This is a genomic window from Streptomyces naganishii JCM 4654 (assembly GCF_014650575.1).
Classification (GTDB): domain Bacteria; phylum Actinomycetota; class Actinomycetes; order Streptomycetales; family Streptomycetaceae; genus Streptomyces; species Streptomyces naganishii.
Map to the genome: position 1 here is coordinate 148,494 of NZ_BMVF01000012.1, position 14,891 is coordinate 163,384.

Genomic DNA, 14,891 nt, shown 5'->3' on the forward strand with positions numbered 1-14,891 from the left:
CTCCCTGTGAACTCGTGCGCGGGCGGTGGAACTCGCGCGCGGGCGGTGGCGACACCACCGTTCCTACCCCACCCGCACCCGCTTCGGTCGCCGCCGGAGGTTGACTCCGGTCACAGCCGTCTGAACTGATGTACGAGCCGAAACTCCCGACGAGAGGAAACCCGCCGTGCTCCGCGTCGCGCTCGCCACCTACGACCCCGGAGCGCAACCGCACCGGGACCGTGACCTGCCCGTGCTGACCGAGGCGCTCGCGGACGCCGGGGCCGAGGCGGTCGCGGTGCCCTGGGACCGGGAGGGCGTCGACTGGGGCCGCTTCGACCTCGTCCTCATCCGGTCCACCTGGGACTACACCTGGCGCATGGCGGAGTTCACCGAGTGGCTGGAGCGGTGCGCGAAGGCCACCCGGGTCGCCAACCCGGCCGACGTGGTGCGCTGGAGCACCGACAAGCGCTACCTCGTCGACCTCGCGGCGGCCGGGGTGCCCGTCGTGCCGACCAGCTGTCTCGCGCCCGGCGACGAGCTACGGCTGCCCGCCGACCGCGAGTTCGTGGTCAAGCCGGTCTTCGGCGCCGGCGCCCGCTTCGCCGCCCGATACGCGCCGGGAGAGCGGGACAGGGCGGCCGCGCAGGTGGCGCGGATGCACGAGGAGGGGCTGACCGCGATGGTGCAGCCGTACCTCACCCGCATCGACGTCAGCGGGGAGCGGGCGCTCCAGTTCTTCGGCGGCCGGCTGCTGCACGCCAGCCGCAAGCGTGCCGTGCTGGCGCCCGGGACCGCCTACGACGCGGCCAAGGTCGCCCACCCCGGCGTGGAGCCGTGGGAGCCGGCGCCCGCCGAACTCGCCGTGGCCGAGCGGGCGCTGGCCGCCGTGCCGGGCGGCGGCTCCGGGCTGCTGTACGCCCGCGTGGACCTGGTGGACGGGGACGACGGCGAACCGAGGGTGATGGAACTGGAACTGGTGGAGCCCAACCTGTTCCTGTGGCTGCACCCCGCGTCCCTGCCCCGGGTGGTCCGGGACGTGCTGGCCGCGGCCGGTGCCGTCAGCTGATCCGCGTCCGCTGGAGCAGACCCCAGGTGAACTCGGCCACGACCTGCCGGGGCGTCCCGTCCGGGTCGGGGGCCGTGAACGCCAGGCCCCAGCGGGTGGGCGCGGTGCCCTCCAGGGGGCGGGCCGGGGCGAAGGCGCGGGCGGCCTCGTCGACCGTGCAGGACCAGGGGACGAGGTCCGCGGTGGTGCGCAGGCGCGGCGGCTCGGCATCCGGGGCGCGCACCAGCCACTCGTTCCAGACCTGCCCGTCCGGTCCTGCCAGCACCTCGAAGCGCAGGCCCGGCCACAAGGGCAGCCGCCACTGACGGGCCTCGCAGTCCAGGTCGCCCACGCGGCGCGCGGTCGCCGACTCCGGTTCGCCGAGCACGGAGCGGTAGCGGGCGGCGGCGCGGCGGCCCTTGGGCGAGTGCAGCATGGCCTGCCAGCGCTTGTTGGCGTCCCGCATCCGCGCGAGGGAGACGCCCAGTTCACGGCGGGCGTCCTCCACCAGGTCCGGGTTGTGGTCGGCCATGCGGCGCAGCAGCACCAGCTGGAGGTCGAGGGCGGTGAAGGGGACGTGGGCCTTGGCGGGGCGCTCAGCTGGTCCCCTGGCGGGGCGCTTTCCGGAGGGCGTCGGCATGGTGCCCATCCTCACCCACCCGTACGTCCGGGCGGCGGCCGTCGGGCAGGAACAGCACCGAGTTGACGTAGCGGACGTGGCGCGGGCCGTGCGAGGACAGCACGCGGCGCAGCAGCCCGTGCGCGGCGACGTGGGACGCGCCCGCCTGGTGCTCGGCCAGCGGGAAGGACGCCAGCGGCAGCCAGTGGGCGCCGGGCAGCACCCAGCCGGTGTAGCCCAGCAGCTCCAGGTACCGCACGACCGGCGCGACCGGCTGGATCCGGGTCTCCAGCTCGACGAAGAGCGCCGGGCGGTCGCGGGCCAGCAGCCCGGTCGCCCCGCGCAGCACCGCGAGTTCGGCGCCGTCCACGTCCACCTTGACGAACCCGACCCCGCGCAGCCCCAGGTCGTCCAGGGCCACGCACTCCACCGGCAGCGCGCGGCCGTGGATGTCCCGCCGCACCAGCGACGACACCCCCCGGTCGCCCGCGTCGTCCGGCGGCAGCCACAGCCGGGCGGTGCCGGGGCGTTCGGCGGCGGCCGCCTGGATCACGCGGACGTTGGCGGGGGCCCGGGTGGCGAGCAGCCGCGCCAGGTGCGGCACCGGCTCCAGGGTCACCACCCGGTGGGCGCGGGCCGCCAGCCGGTGCGTCCAGGGCCCGTACCAGCCGCCGACGTCCACCGCCGTGCCGCATCCCGGCGGGCACAGCTCGTCCAGCCGGGCCAGCTCGGGCTCGAACCGCGGGTACACGGCCCGCGCGGCGGCGGCGACCCACCGGGCGGGCAGCAACGGCGCCAGCCGGGCGGCCACCGTGCGCCCACCCGGCGCCGGGGGCCTCACCGGGCCATCCGTTTCAGCAGTTCCTCGTGCTCCTCCTGCGCCACCTGCTCGCCCGAGGACGGCAGCAGCTGGGGGATGCCGTCCACGATGGGGTAGCGGCGGCGCAGGCGCGGGTTGTAGAGCGCGTCCTCCGGCAGCAGGTGCAGCGGGCCCTTGTCGAGCGGGCAGGCCAGGATCCTCAGCAGCGGGTCGTCGCGGTTCACGGTGGCGTCAGCTCCTCGGCCCCGAGGGCGTCACGGGGCTCCTCGTGGTGTTTGGGCATGGTCAGCAGCACGGCCACAGCCAGGGCCGTGCCCGCGATCCGCAGCGACAGCCGCAGCGGGTCGTGGGGCAGCGCCTCGCCGAACGTCAGCGTGCCGAGCACCGCCGTGAACAGGCAGGTCACCGTCGTGCACACCGGCACGACCAGCGAGGCACGGCAGCGCTGGAGCGCGGCCTGGGACATGACCAGACCGAAGGCGCCGGTGAACAGCAGCAGATACGGGTACGGCGAGCGCAGCACGCCCGTCACCGCGCCGAGCGGCCCGTGCCCGGCGCCCAGGTAACCGGAGACCCCTTTGACGGCGAGCGAGCTGACCCCGTAGAGCAGGCCCACCGCCACCCCGTACTCCACGCCCGTGGCGGGCGGCCGGTGCCGGTGGCGGGCGCGCCGCTCGGCGGCCCGGTACAGCGCCACCCCGGCCCACAGCGACGGCACGCACACCAGCAGCACCAGCGGGTAGGGGGCGTCGCGGCCGACGGTGTCCGAGCCCCGGTCCAGGGAGAGCACGACCATCAGCAGCGCGGGCAGGATCGTGCCGAGCGCGTACCGCTCGCGGCCGGTGGTGCGCTCGCCCAGCAGCCGCGCGGACAGCAGCACGAGCAGCACCAGACCCGATACGAAGATGCCCTGCGCGGCCGCGATCGGCAGTGTCCGGTAGACCACCAGCTGCGCCCCGAACCCGGCCGCGAGGGCGGCGGATCCGGCGATCCACAGCGGGCTGCCCAGCACCATCCGCAGCAGCCGCACCGGCCGCCGCACGGACACCTCCGGCAGCCCGGCCAGCGCCCGTTTCTCCAGCACGAACCCCGTGCTGTACAGGACGTTGGCCAGCAGCGCGGCGGCCACCCCCCACCACACGGCGCTACGTCCTTCGCGCGTGCAGCAGCAGGATGGAGGCGAGCGGCGCTCTCGCGCAGGCCAGCCGGTCCAGCGGCCGCAGCGGGCGCGGGACGCCGTGGAAGGGCGCGCCGCGCACCGCCACGACCTCGAAACCGGCCGCGGTGACGAACTGCCTGAGCGCGCGGGCCGTGCACAGCCGCAGGTGGCCCACCACCTGCGAACCCGGGCGGCCGTGGATCGCGCGCAGGCTCACCTCGGAGAACACCGGCTGCACCCCGGCCGCCAGCAGCACCCGGTTGTACCAGGCGGCCAGGTTGGGTGTGGAGAGCATGAGATGGCCTCCGGGACGCAGGACGCGGCGGATCTCCTCCAGGGCCGCGTCCGGGTCGACGAGGTGCTCGAGCACCTCGCTGAACAGCACCGCGTCGGCGCAGGCGGTCCGCAACGGCAGCCCGCCGCCGCTGAGTTCACCGCGCACCGCGTACGGCAGCCGGGTGCGGGCGCGGCGCAGGGCGTCCTGCGACCAGTCGACGCCGACGAGGCGGTGGCCGGCCAGCAGCGGGGCGGCGACCGCGGCCGCGGAGCCGTCGCCGCAGCCCACGTCGACGACCGTGCGCACCCCGGCGGCGGCCGGGCCGAGCGCGGCGGCGAGCATACGGGCCTGGCGCAGGCTGCGCGGGGCGCCGGAGGCGACGGGGACGGCGGGGTCCTCGTAGAAGTCGCGCAGTCCGTCGCGCGCGGGGGGCCCGGGAGCGGTGGGCGCGGTCATGGAGCGGCCTCCTGCGTCAGGTGCAGGCAGTGCTCGAACAGCTCGCGCAGCCGGGCGCCGTCGGCGGGGCCGAGCAGGGTGCGCGACCAGCGCAGGGCGAGGTGGAGGCGGCCGGCCGTGGACGCGGTGGTGATGGTCAGGCCGCGCGGCATGCGGGCCGGGGCCGAGAACCACACGGCGTGCGCCCGCCCCGCCTCCTCGCCGAAGTCCAGAGGGTAGGGGACCCGGCCGATGTTGCTGAGCAGCGTGGTGGACGTCCACGGCGCCGCCGCCCGGCGCAGACCCCGGGTGAGCGCGGCCCGTACGCCCACCGGCGCCCAGGGGGCGGTGAGCAGGGCCGCGCCGTGCCCGAGCTGGGGGCGGGGACGGGACTTCAGGGCGCGGGTGCGGTGCGCGGTGCGGCGCAGCAGCGCCGGCAGGTCGTCCTCCGTCAACTCGTCGGCGGCAAACGGGACTTCCACCAGCCGGGTGCCGTTGCCGATGGGCATGGTGACGTCGCGCGGGCGGTCGTCCACGGGCATGGTGGCGCGCATCGGGCGCGGACGGGCGCCGTGTTCGCGGTTCCAGCGGGCGACGGTCAGGGCGGTGGCGGCCATCAGCTGGTCGTTGACGGTGTACGGGGCGCCCCGGGGCCGGTGCGGGAGGGGCAGCTCGGCGAGCAGCAGGCGGTTCCCGGGGGCGCGTTCCGGGCTGCCCGGGGCCACGCGGGCGGGCGGGGCCCAGCCGGCGGGGGCGGGCGGCGCGGGCTCCTCGGGGGCGTTCGGGTGCCGGGCGGGCGGCGCGGCGGGGGAGTTGTCCCGGCCGCCGTACAGCGCGGCGGCGGTGGCGAGCACGCGCAGGCAGGCGGGGCCGTCGAGGGCGGTGTGGTTGACGGTGAGGACGAGGACCGTGCCGTCCCCGGCCCCGTGACCGTCCCCGCCGCCGATCGCCTCCAGCCGGACCGGCGGCGAGGACGACAGCGGCGGCGCGTGGTCCAGCGCCCGCTGCCTGGCGTGCTCCAGCGCGTGGGGCCCGGCCGCCGGGAAGGTCACCGTCTCCACGTCGGGACCCTCGGTCAGCTCCCAGACGTAGCCACGGCTGTACCAGTGCGCCGGGGCCTGGCGCACGAGGACACGGGGGTGGCGGAGCAGCGCCTCGCCGAACGCGCGCCGCAGCCGCCCCGCGTCCACCCGCCCCGGCAGATGCACCTCGATGTGCACCGTCTCCGGCTCCGCCTCCTGCGCACAGTGCCGCGCCACCTCGTCCACCACCGGGAACGGAACCCGCGTCGACACGGGATCCGGCTCCCCGGCTCGACGCTCCACCGCGGTCATGCGCCGTCCTCCCTCGTCCCGGGGCCGCGTGGCGGGTCCGGCTCGGTGGCGCCGGGCGCCTCGCCCGCCCCGGTGCCGCGCGGCGGCGGGCTCGTGACGGGCGGGTCCGGCTCGGCCCTTCGGGGGCCGCGTGCGTCGACCGGGGGCTCGGCGTCCGGCGGGTGCGACGCGGTGCCGGGGCCGTCCGGCGGGTGCGACGCGGTACCGGGACCGTCCGGCGGGTGCGACGTGGTGCCGGGACCGGCCGGCGGTCCCGTGGGCCCGGGTGGTCCGCCGGCGGCCGGGGGCGGCAGGGCCGTGGTCACCGGGTCTCCGGCGCGGGCGGGGCCGGGCGGCCGCTCCCGTACCGTCACCAGGGCGGCGAACAGGCCCGTCAGGGCCAGCAGTTGGGCCGCCGGACCGAAGGCGCCCGTCCCCGCGCCCGGGGGGTCGCCCGCGCCCGTGGCCGCCGCGATGCCCGCCCCCGCCAGGGACAGGAAGGCGATCGGCACCAGCAGGCGGTGGCGGCGGTGGGCCACCAGGGCCAGGGCGGGGACCAGCAGGGCGAGCCACCCGGCGATCACGACGGCCACCAGCGTCAGCGCCACCGTGCCGAGCCACGGGCCGGGCGGCGGCGGTGCCGGGCGGGCCGGGTCCGTCGCCGGTTCGCGGCGGCGCCATGCCGCGAGGGCCACCAGGCCGGCCGCCGCCACCGCGGCGCCGATCAGGCCGCCCTGGTACGCCGTCGCCGGCTCGTACGTCAGCTTCACCGTGCCGCCCGCCCCGGCGGGGATCCGCCAGCCCTGCTGCCAGCCGTCCAGCCGCACCGGTGCCAGCCGCTCGCCGTTCAGGGTGGCCCGCCAGCCGTCGTTGTAGTTCTCGTACGTCGTCAGGTACACCGCCGCACCCGAGCCCACGCTCACCTCGCGCCGGTCGCCCAGCCAGTCCCGTATCCGCAGCTCGCGCCCCGGTGCCACGGCGGGTGGAAGGGTTCCGCGGGTCAGCGTGACGTCGGCCGGCGCGAGCGGGCCGGTGTCCCCGGTCTCGAGGGTGTGCGTGCCCGTGGTCAGCTCCAGCGACGGATCGGCGCCGCCCTGCTGGCACAGCGTCACCGTCACCGGCCGCCGCTGCACCAGGTCCCCTACGGTGCCCTTCGCGGCGGTCTCGTACGGCTTCCCGTCGACCGTGACCACCGGGCCCCTGCCGCACGGGAGCGAGAAGGCCCGGGACGCGGGCGGTTGCGGGGTGCGGTACCGCGCCAGCGCCGGTACGTACACCTCGCTGAAGCCGACGGGCAGTTGGAGGTCCTCGTCCGCGACCGGGTTGTGCAGGGTCAGCGGGGCCGTCCCGGTGACCGTGATGTCGAGACGGTCGGTGGTGATCGGGTCGAAGCGGACCACGCCGCCCTCGTCGACGCCCGCCGTGGCCGCGCCGTCCGGGGAGCTGATGTCCACCCGCGTGGCCCGCGTCGACAGGCCGCCCGCCGGGGCCAGCACGATCTCGCCCACCGCCTGCTTGCCCGGCCAGCCCAGGTGGATCGTGGGCCGGCCGCCCGCGATCCACGCGGTGGTCAGGTCCCCGTCGGTGAGGTTGCGCGCCGAGAGGCCCGCGCCGAGGGCGGCCGTGGAGTCGGCGGTGGCGACGATCCGGTCGCCCCGCTCGGGCGCGACCTCGTACAGCAGCCGGTCGAGCGCCTCGCCCGGCACCGGCACCGCGCTCGCGTTCACCTCGTACGTCCCCGCCGCGCCCGCGGTGAACCGGCGGTGCAGCCCGCTCTCCCCGCCCGTCACGGACAGGCCGGTCGGGTCGGGCGTGCGGTGCAGCGAGACGATCTCGGCGGCGGCGCCCTGCGTGTCCGCGTCCACCGGCAGCCGCAGCAGCCGCGTCACCCGGACGTGCGGCAGGGCGATCTCGGAGAAGCCGGCGCCGGTCAGGCCGGCCCTGCGGGCCACCGAACCGGTGATCGTCAGCTTCATCCAGCGCGTCGCGCCCGCCGGCGTGCGCACCGTCTGGGTGGACCCGTCCGGCCGCAGCAGACTGGTCGCCGAGCCCCGCTCCGTGTCCACCCGCACCTCGGTCGCCGCCGACCTGACGCTCTCCTGCGGCAGCGGCGTGACCCGCACCGAGGAGGGCATGTCGTAGCGGCCGGTGAAGCCGATCCGCAGCCACTGCCCGTTCGCCGAGCCGGGCGCGCCCTCCGCCCACGCGGTGCCGGGGTCGCCGTCGAAGGCGTTCACCGGGTCGTACTGGGGCAGGTGGAACAGCCAGTTGCCGTAGGAGGAGGCCGTGACCGAGCGGGCGCCGCGCAGTTCGGCGACCGTCTGGTGGGCGAGGCCGTGGACCGGCAGGATCTGGTGCGGGGACCGGCCCGCGTCCTGCACGGCGTCCGGGGCGTTGCGCTCGTCCGCGGTGTACGTGTACGAGGTGTTGGCGTCGACCAGGCCGAACCGCGTGTCCGCGCGCCGCAGCCCGTCCCCGCTCACCTGGACCGCGGGCGAGGCGAGGCCGGGACGGCCGTCGCGGGTCAGAACGCCCGCCCGGCCGCGCAGTTCGCCCGCGAGCGGCAGCAGCGACTCGGGGCCGCCGGAGACCACGGCGGTGGCCGCGACCGGCAGCAACCGGGCCTGCCCGGGCCTGGGCACGCTCCGGTCCACCGGCTCGTAGACCTCCACCGCCCGCTGCCGCGGGTAGAGGCCCTCGACCTGGAGCGGGGTGCCGTGCGCGATCCGGCCGCCGGTCATGACCGGTCCGAAGCCGGTCACGCGCCGGTAGCCGGACTGCTCCAGGGTGCGCTTGACGGTGGTGGTCGGCAGGGAGCCGATCTGGTCGGGGTCGAGGTCGTTGCGGACCACCACGAAGCGCACGCCGGCGCGGGCGAGGTAGTCGGCGAGGCCGGGCACGTCCGCGCCGCTGGTCAGCGCCTGCTCGACGGCGTCCATGGCGCGCCGGTTGCCGGGGGTGCCGAAGGGCACGAAGTCCCGTTCCGCCCAGCGGGACTCGGCGAGCACGTCCAGTGGCTCGTCGATGGGCGAGCCCCAGGTGTAGAGGCCGTGCGCGGTGGCGGGGACGACCAGGGCGCGCGAGTCGGGGGAGTAGGTGTGCAGCCAGTCGGCCGTGGCGGACCAGTACGCGGGCAGCGCGGTGAACGAACCCGGGTTCAGGATCGACCCGTTGAGGTACGGCCACGCCAGTCCGGGCAGGGCCAGGACGGCGGCGAACAGCGGCGCGAGCCGCCGGCCGCGGACCGGGCGGGCGCCGCGCTCCTCGGCGGCCACGCCCACCAGGTGCGTGAGGCCGAGGGCGAGCGCCGACGCGAGTCCCGTCTGGAACTTGTAGATGTTGCGGAAGGGCGCCAGGGGGCCGTTCAGCCAGTCCTGGACCACCGAGTGGAAGGGCGCGCCGAGCGCGCCGCCGTACCCGGCGAGCACCACCGGCGCGACGGTCAGCACGGTCAGCACCAGCCACCGCCGCTCCGGCATGTCCCGCCGGGCCAGGCCCGCCAGGCCCAGCCCCGCCGCGAGCGCCGAGCAGACGATCACCGTCACCGAGGACGCCACCGTCCACCCGGCCGGCAGCCAGGCCTGCCCGAAGTGCAGGTACGCCACCCAGTTGCCGGCCCCGCGCAGCGCCTCGGCCGCCGATATGGTGGCCGTGGTGGTCTGCGAGGTCTCCACGTAGGCGAGGAAGTTCTCGCCGTGGGCCCCCAGCAGGAGCAGCGGGATCCACCACCAGGCGGTGGCCGCCACCACCGCGGGCGCCCACCAGGCCAGCAGCCGGCGCCGCCGCGGCCCGGGCGGCCGGGAGAGCAGGTACAGGCCCACCGGGAGCAGGGAGGCCAGGGTCGCGGCCGCGTTGACCCCGCCCATGAACGGCACGAGCAGCGCCGAGCGCAGCGCCGCGACCCGGGCGGTGTACCGCCGGTCCGCGAGCGGCAGCAGCACCCACGGCAGCAGGGCGCCGGGCAGCGCGGCCGCCGAGGTGGAGCCGACGACGGTGGTGAACAGCGGCCACAGCGCGTACGCCACCGCCCCGACCAGCCGGGAGGCGCGGCTGCCCACGCCCAGCCGTTCCGCCAGCCGCAGCGCGCCCCAGAAGGCGGCCGACACGATCAGCGACATCCACAGCCGCTCGGCGAGCCACACCGGCAGGCGGACGGCGTGGGCGAGCCAGTAGTACGGCAGCATCGGCCACAGGTAGCCGGCGTACTGGTCCTGGATGCCGCCGAAGGACCCCTGGTCGTGCCACAACTGGCCCAGGCCGGACAGGAACCGGCCGGGGTCGGTGGTCACGCCGAGCTTGGTGTCGAAGGTCTGCCGCCCGGGGTGCACGGCGAGCAGCAGGACGAGCACCACGGCCCAGAAACCCAGCAGCGCGCGCCGCGACCGCGGGCCCCGAGGCGGGTCCTGGCGGACCGCGGTGGTGGGGCCGGCTGCCGGGGGTGAGGCCTGGACCGTGGTTGTCATGGGGGACACCGCCGCAGGATGAGGAGGAGGTTCCAGGTGGCGAACTCCCGCAGCCCGGGCGCGTGGACGATCGCCCGGGGCAGGAACGGCCAGTAGCGGGAGCGGGCGGTCACGACCGTCACGTCGTCGCGGGCCCGCACCCGCCGCAGGGTCGGCCCGACGTGCACGGCGAACAGGTTCTCGCCCAGGGTGTGCTTGGCGGGCCGGCCGGTACGGCGCTCGTAGCGGGCGCGGGCACGCTCGGCGCCGAGGTAGTGCCAGGGGGCCCACTCGTGCCCGCCCCACGGGGAGAGCCAGTTGGTGAACGACACGTAGATCAGTCCGCCGGGCCGGGTCACCCGGATCAGCTCGCTGAGGAAGGTCTGCGGGTCGGCCACGTGCTCCAGGACGTTGGAGGAGAAGGTGACGTCGGCGACCGCGTCGGACAGCGGCAGCAGATAGCCGTCCGCGATCACCGTGCCCGCGGGCGGCCCCGCGCCGAGCTCCCGTACGTCCGGTTCGAACAGGTAGGCGTCGGCGCCGCGGCCGCGGAACTCCTCGGTGAAGTGGCCGCTGCCGCCGCCGACGTCGACCACGGTCAGGCCGGCGAGCGGGCCGGCGCAGGCCTCGAGCTGGTCGGCGGCGTCCCGGGCCAGCAGGGCGTAGCAGGCGTCCGGGTCCTCCCGCTCGTGCCGGAAGGCGCGGAAGAGGGCCACGGACCGGCGTATGGAGGGGTCCTTGGGGAGAGAACGGGTGCCGGTGCCGGTGCCGGTGCCGGTGCGAGCGCGGGCGCGGGGCGCCGGGCGGGCGGGGTTCACGACGCCCAGCCCCTCACCGCCTCGGCGGCCACCGCGCGGAACTGCCGGACCGTGCGGTGCCAGCGGTAGCGGGCGGCACGGTCGCGGGCCGCCTTGCCCATCAGCTCCCGGCGGTGCTCCGACAGGGCGAGGGCGCACCAGGCGGCCGCGAAGGAGGACTCGCCGCGGGCCAGCAGGCCCGTCTCGCCGTCCGCCACCGAGTCCCGCAGTCCGGGCACGTCGAAGGCGACCGCCGGGGTGCCGCGGGCCGCCGCCTCGGTCACCACCAGGCCCCAGCCCTCGACGGCGGAGGGGTGCAGCAGCAGCCAGGCCGCGCACAGCAGCCGGTGCTTCTCGGCCTCGCCGACACGGCCGGTGAACCGCACCGCGGGTCCGGCCAGCTCCTCCAGCCGACCGCGCTCGGGGCCGTCGCCGACGATCAGCAGCCGGCCGCCGGTGACCGGCCGCACCCGCTCCCACAGCCGGAGCAGCAGGTCGATCCGCTTGTACTCCACCAGCCGGCCCACCGCCACGAACAGCGGCTCGGGCGAGCGCCCGGTGTGCGGGCCCGGTTCCGCCACGCCGTTGTGCACGACCCGGATGCGGTCGCGCTCGACGCCGAGGGCGCGCAGCGCGCGGGCGGTGGACGGGGAGACGGCGACCAGCAGGCCGCGGGCCTGCGCGCCGGTCAGCGCCCAGTGCTCGAGTCTTCGGCCGACCCGGGCCGCCGGGGCCAGCGGGCCGCCGCCGAACCGCATCCTCCAGATGTCGGTGTGCACGTGGTTGACCAGGCACAGCGTGGGTCCGCGGTGCCACAGCGGCGCGAGGTACGGCACCCCGTCGCACACCTCGACCAGCAGGTCGGTCTCGCCGACCTGGCGGGCGAAGGCGGAGCGGGCGCGCAGGTAGTGGCCGTAGGCGCCGCCCGCGGAGACGACCCGGTAGTCGCGGCAGGAGGCGGGCCCTCCGCACAGCAGGGTGACCTGGTGGCCGAGCCGGGTCAGCCCGTCGGCGAGCCGGTCGACCAGCAACTCGGAACCGCCGGCGGCCGGATTGCCGAGGTCCCGGTGGGCGAGGAAGACGATCCGGCGCGGCTGTGGGGGGAGCGCCGGGGGGTGCTGCACGCCCCTGGGGAGCGAGGCGGGCAGCGAGAAGGGCACGTGCTGGGGCATGCGAGCTCCAACTCGTCTCGGGGTGCGGAACTCAGCGGGGGGCGTGGGACGTCGGGGAGGGGGAGTGGGGTGGGGTCCTCGGGTGGGGTGGACAGTTTTCGCCCAGCCGTCCGTGACGGCTACTCACCGGGGTGACAATTTCGGCGGTTGTTCGAGCTGACGTATCGTCACATCGTGAGGGTGGACGGGGACTTACCGGACCTTCCCGGGCCTTTACGCCCACGCAGCGCCAGGACGCCCCCCGCGACCGCCAGGACGAATCCGGCCACTGCGGACGTGATGGGCAACGTCAGCCCCACCAGGCGCAGCCGCCCGCTGTCGGTCTTCGCCTCCCGCACCTGCTCGCGCTGGGTGGCGGGCGTGAAGGCGAGGCTGTCCGAGTCCAGCAGCACCACCGCGTCCCGCTCCCCGCCCGGGGCGCGCAGGGTGCGGCGCGGACCCACCTGGGCGTAGATCACCCGGCCGGTGCGCTGGTCGGCGACCAGTTCGATGCCGTGGTTGGAGTACCACTCCTCGGCCTGCACCTGCGGCCGCCCCGGCTCGCCCACGATGCTCCCGGGCACCAGGCGGGTGCCGATCCGGGTCGGGGCGACCGTGCCGGTGAAGAGGTAACCGCTGTAGCCCTGCACCTTCCTGGTGCCGGCGTAGCGCAGGACCACCGTCGAGCGCAGGGAGTCGTCCCACCACTGGTAGGAGCGTTTGCGCAGGCCGAAGGGGAACTTCAGATAGGCGTCGCCCTCGAAGTACGGGTTCTCGTGGCAGCAGTGCACGGGCTTGTTCGTCGTGCGGTCGGTCACCCAGCGGCCGGTGAAGAACTCCAGCGCGTCGTGCGGATCGGCCGCCGGGAGCGTGCCGTCGGAGTCGACCGACGTGGTCACGTCCCACACGGCGTCCCCGCTGCGCTCGCTGTCCTCGACGTCACCGCGCACCCGCTGGGTGACGGTGATGCGCCGGTCGCGCACGGTCCGTACGGCGGTGGTGTCGAAGTAGCTGCCCGTGCCGGTGTAGACGGCGGTCGTGTCGATGGCGATGGGGTTCACCGCGGCCCGCGGGGTCACGTACCAGGCCAGCATCGGGGCCAGGACCAGGAGGAACGATCCGAGGCCCAGGAGGATCAGGGACGAAGGTGAGGCGGTACGGCGCATCCGGCGCTCCAGAAGCCGAGAGGGAAAGTGCGCGTATGGGCCGGGAACCGTAAGCGCCTCTTGACGGAGTGTCAATGTCCTGCCGACACTGAACCGACCGACAGCAGGGGTGGGACACACCGGGGTGGGGCGACCGCCGGACCGGAAAGGCCTGGGACCGGCTCTTCCGGACAGAGAGGCTGACCCTGCGATGTCCAGACTGCTCGCCGCCGTACTCGCCGTCGCGGCCGGCGCCGCGCTCGCCGTGGCCGCCGCCCTCGGCGCCGTCGCGCTGCTCGACGCCCGCCCCGACCAGCCGAACACCCCGCTGATCACCTACGAGCAGGCCGACGGGAGCTGACCGGTGGCCGCTCCCCGCCCGGCCCCCGCACCCGCCCGCCGGTCCGCCTGGCACGACGTGCCCCGCCTCCAGGTGCGGCGGTTCGCGGCGATCGCCATGGCCGAGGCGCCCGCGCTCGCCGAGGAGATCCTGCGCGAGATCCGCCGCGAGCACCCGCACCTGCCGGTGGTCCTGGACGAGAGCGGCGAGCCGATGGCGCTGGTCGGCATCCGCCGCGCCATCGAGGTGTTCGTCCAGCACCTGGAGCACTCCGAGGGACGCCCCACCGTTCCGCCGGGCGTCTTCCACGACTTCGGCCGCGGCGAGGGCCTGCAGGGCCGCAGCCTCGACTCGCTCCAGGCGATCTACCGGCTGGGCGTGCGCCTGGCCTGGCGGCGCTTCGCCGACATCGGCCAGCGGGTGCGCATCCCGCCGCCCGCCATGTACGAACTGGTCGACGCCGGTTACGAGTACCTCGACGGCCTCGTCGACCAGTCCGTGCGCGGATACGCCGAGGCGGCCGCCCGGCAGGCCGGGGAACGGCTGCGGCTCCAGCGCCGGCTGATGGAGCTGCTGTTCGCCGAACGGCAGCGCGGCGACGCCGCCGACGCCCTCGCCGAGCGCGCCGCGCGGATCGGCTGGCCGCTGCCCGGCCGGGTCGCGGTCGGCGTGCTGCTGCGCCCGGCCCGTGAGTCGGTCGCGCCCGCCGTGGGCCAGGGGGTGCTGCTGGACCTGGAGTACGAGCAGCCCCGCATGGTCGTGCCCGACCCGGACGCCGCCGGCCGTTCCGAACTGCTGCACCGGGCCCTGACCGGCTGGTCCGGCGCCATCGGGCCGCCGGTCGCGCTCACCGACGCGGTCAAGTCGCTGCGCTGGGCGCGCACCGCCGTGGGGCTCATGGAGCGGGGGCTGCTGCCCGCCGGGGAGGTGCTGTACTGCACCGAGCACACCCAGGCGCTGGTGCTGCTCCAGCCCGAGGAGCTGATCGACGACCTGGCGCGGCGCTGCCTGGCCCCGCTCTCGCACTGCGGGCCCACCCACGGACGGCGGCTCGCCCAGACGCTGCTCGCCTGGCTGGAGACACGCGGCGGGGCCCCGGAGGTGGCCGCCAGGCTGGGCGTCCATCCGCAGACGGTGCGCTACCGGCTGCGGCAGATACGGCAGCTGTGGGGCGACGAGATCGACGACCCCGACCGCCGCTTCGAACTCGAACTGGTCCTGCGGGCCCAGCGTCTGCGCGGCGCCCTCGGCGACACGGCACCGCACCGGTGACCGCCCACGGGTGCGGCCGGTGCCGCGCCCCGGTGCGGGCGTTGCCTGGGGGAAGGCGGGTGGCTAACCTGTGTTCGCCATGCCGATCGCCTGT

13 protein-coding genes are annotated in these 14,891 nt (G+C 76.1%); 3 read left to right on the forward strand and 10 right to left on the reverse strand.

From position 1 onward, the window contains the following. The first annotated feature begins 166 nt into the window (after positions 1–166). Positions 167–1,048 (forward strand): ATP-grasp domain-containing protein, encoded by an 882-nt coding sequence (locus IE217_RS22360; RefSeq protein ID WP_190179695.1) that lies wholly within the window; start codon positions 167–169, stop codon positions 1,046–1,048. On the opposite strand, the gene IE217_RS22365 is transcribed toward IE217_RS22360, so the two are convergent. From IE217_RS22365 to pgfA, 10 genes are all read right to left on the reverse strand, one after another. Further along, positions 1,041–1,667 carry a hypothetical protein gene (locus IE217_RS22365; protein WP_373298098.1) on the reverse strand — a complete coding sequence of 209 codons (627 nt, stop codon included), beginning with the start codon at positions 1,665–1,667 and terminating at the stop codon, positions 1,041–1,043. The two genes, IE217_RS22360 and IE217_RS22365, sit on opposite strands and share 8 nt — an antisense overlap. Beyond that, positions 1,624–2,457, reverse strand: a complete 834-nt coding sequence (locus IE217_RS22370; protein ID WP_229865492.1) for an FkbM family methyltransferase — start codon at positions 2,455–2,457, stop codon at positions 1,624–1,626. The genes IE217_RS22365 and IE217_RS22370 overlap by 44 nt, the downstream gene beginning before the upstream one ends. A 26-nt stretch (positions 2,458–2,483) precedes the next feature. Then, positions 2,484–2,690 carry a Trm112 family protein gene (locus IE217_RS22375; RefSeq protein ID WP_190179697.1) on the reverse strand — a complete coding sequence of 69 codons (207 nt, stop codon included), beginning with the start codon at positions 2,688–2,690 and terminating at the stop codon, positions 2,484–2,486. Further along, positions 2,687–3,595 carry a hypothetical protein gene (locus IE217_RS22380; RefSeq protein ID WP_190179775.1) on the reverse strand — a complete coding sequence of 303 codons (909 nt, stop codon included), beginning with the start codon at positions 3,593–3,595 and terminating at the stop codon, positions 2,687–2,689. Before IE217_RS22380 ends, IE217_RS22375 begins: the two co-directional genes overlap by 4 nt. A 16-nt stretch (positions 3,596–3,611) precedes the next feature. After that, positions 3,612–4,358 (reverse strand): class I SAM-dependent methyltransferase, encoded by a 747-nt coding sequence (locus IE217_RS22385; RefSeq protein ID WP_190179698.1) that lies wholly within the window; start codon positions 4,356–4,358, stop codon positions 3,612–3,614. After that, complete coding sequence (locus IE217_RS22390; RefSeq protein WP_190179699.1) at positions 4,355–5,671, reverse strand: condensation protein; 1,317 nt, start codon at positions 5,669–5,671, stop codon at positions 4,355–4,357. The genes IE217_RS22385 and IE217_RS22390 overlap by 4 nt, the downstream gene beginning before the upstream one ends. Then, positions 5,668–10,113: an alpha-(1->3)-arabinofuranosyltransferase domain-containing protein gene (locus tag IE217_RS22395; protein WP_190179700.1), complete on the reverse strand. Its 4,446-nt coding sequence runs from the start codon at positions 10,111–10,113 to the stop codon at positions 5,668–5,670. The genes IE217_RS22390 and IE217_RS22395 overlap by 4 nt, the downstream gene beginning before the upstream one ends. After that, positions 10,110–10,910, reverse strand: coding sequence for a class I SAM-dependent methyltransferase (locus tag IE217_RS22400; RefSeq protein ID WP_373298099.1), 801 nt, complete (start codon positions 10,908–10,910; stop codon positions 10,110–10,112). Before IE217_RS22400 ends, IE217_RS22395 begins: the two co-directional genes overlap by 4 nt. Beyond that, complete coding sequence (locus IE217_RS22405; protein WP_190179701.1) at positions 10,907–12,061, reverse strand: glycosyltransferase family 4 protein; 1,155 nt, start codon at positions 12,059–12,061, stop codon at positions 10,907–10,909. Before IE217_RS22405 ends, IE217_RS22400 begins: the two co-directional genes overlap by 4 nt. 167 nt (positions 12,062–12,228) lie before the next feature. Further along, positions 12,229–13,206, reverse strand: coding sequence for a cell envelope lipid trafficking protein PgfA (gene pgfA, locus IE217_RS22410; RefSeq protein ID WP_190179702.1), 978 nt, complete (start codon positions 13,204–13,206; stop codon positions 12,229–12,231). 190 nt (positions 13,207–13,396) lie between these two features. On the opposite strand from pgfA, the gene IE217_RS22415 reads away from it, so the two are divergent. Continuing rightward, positions 13,397–13,546, forward strand: a complete 150-nt coding sequence (locus tag IE217_RS22415) for a DUF2613 family protein (RefSeq protein ID WP_190179703.1) — start codon at positions 13,397–13,399, stop codon at positions 13,544–13,546. A 3-nt stretch (positions 13,547–13,549) separates the two neighbouring features. Next, positions 13,550–14,797, forward strand: a complete 1,248-nt coding sequence (locus IE217_RS22420; RefSeq protein ID WP_190179704.1) for a PucR family transcriptional regulator — start codon at positions 13,550–13,552, stop codon at positions 14,795–14,797. Positions 14,798–14,891 lie beyond the last annotated feature (94 nt).

What these genes read in the sequence shown, in the direction of transcription:
- IE217_RS22365 (WP_373298098.1), bottom strand. Translation starts at nt 1,667, where the DNA reads ATGCCGACGCCCTCCGGAAAGCGCCCCGCCAGGGGACCAGCTGAGCGC.
- IE217_RS22385 (WP_190179698.1), bottom strand. Translation starts at nt 4,358, where the DNA reads ATGACCGCGCCCACCGCTCCCGGGCCCCCCGCGCGCGACGGACTGCGC.
- IE217_RS22390 (WP_190179699.1), bottom strand. Translation starts at nt 5,671, where the DNA reads ATGACCGCGGTGGAGCGTCGAGCCGGGGAGCCGGATCCCGTGTCGACG.
- IE217_RS22395 (WP_190179700.1), bottom strand. Translation starts at nt 10,113, where the DNA reads ATGACAACCACGGTCCAGGCCTCACCCCCGGCAGCCGGCCCCACCACC.
- IE217_RS22405 (WP_190179701.1), bottom strand. Translation starts at nt 12,061, where the DNA reads ATGCCCCAGCACGTGCCCTTCTCGCTGCCCGCCTCGCTCCCCAGGGGC.
- pgfA (WP_190179702.1), bottom strand. Translation starts at nt 13,206, where the DNA reads ATGCGCCGTACCGCCTCACCTTCGTCCCTGATCCTCCTGGGCCTCGGA.
- IE217_RS22415 (WP_190179703.1), top strand. Translation starts at nt 13,397, where the DNA reads ATGTCCAGACTGCTCGCCGCCGTACTCGCCGTCGCGGCCGGCGCCGCG.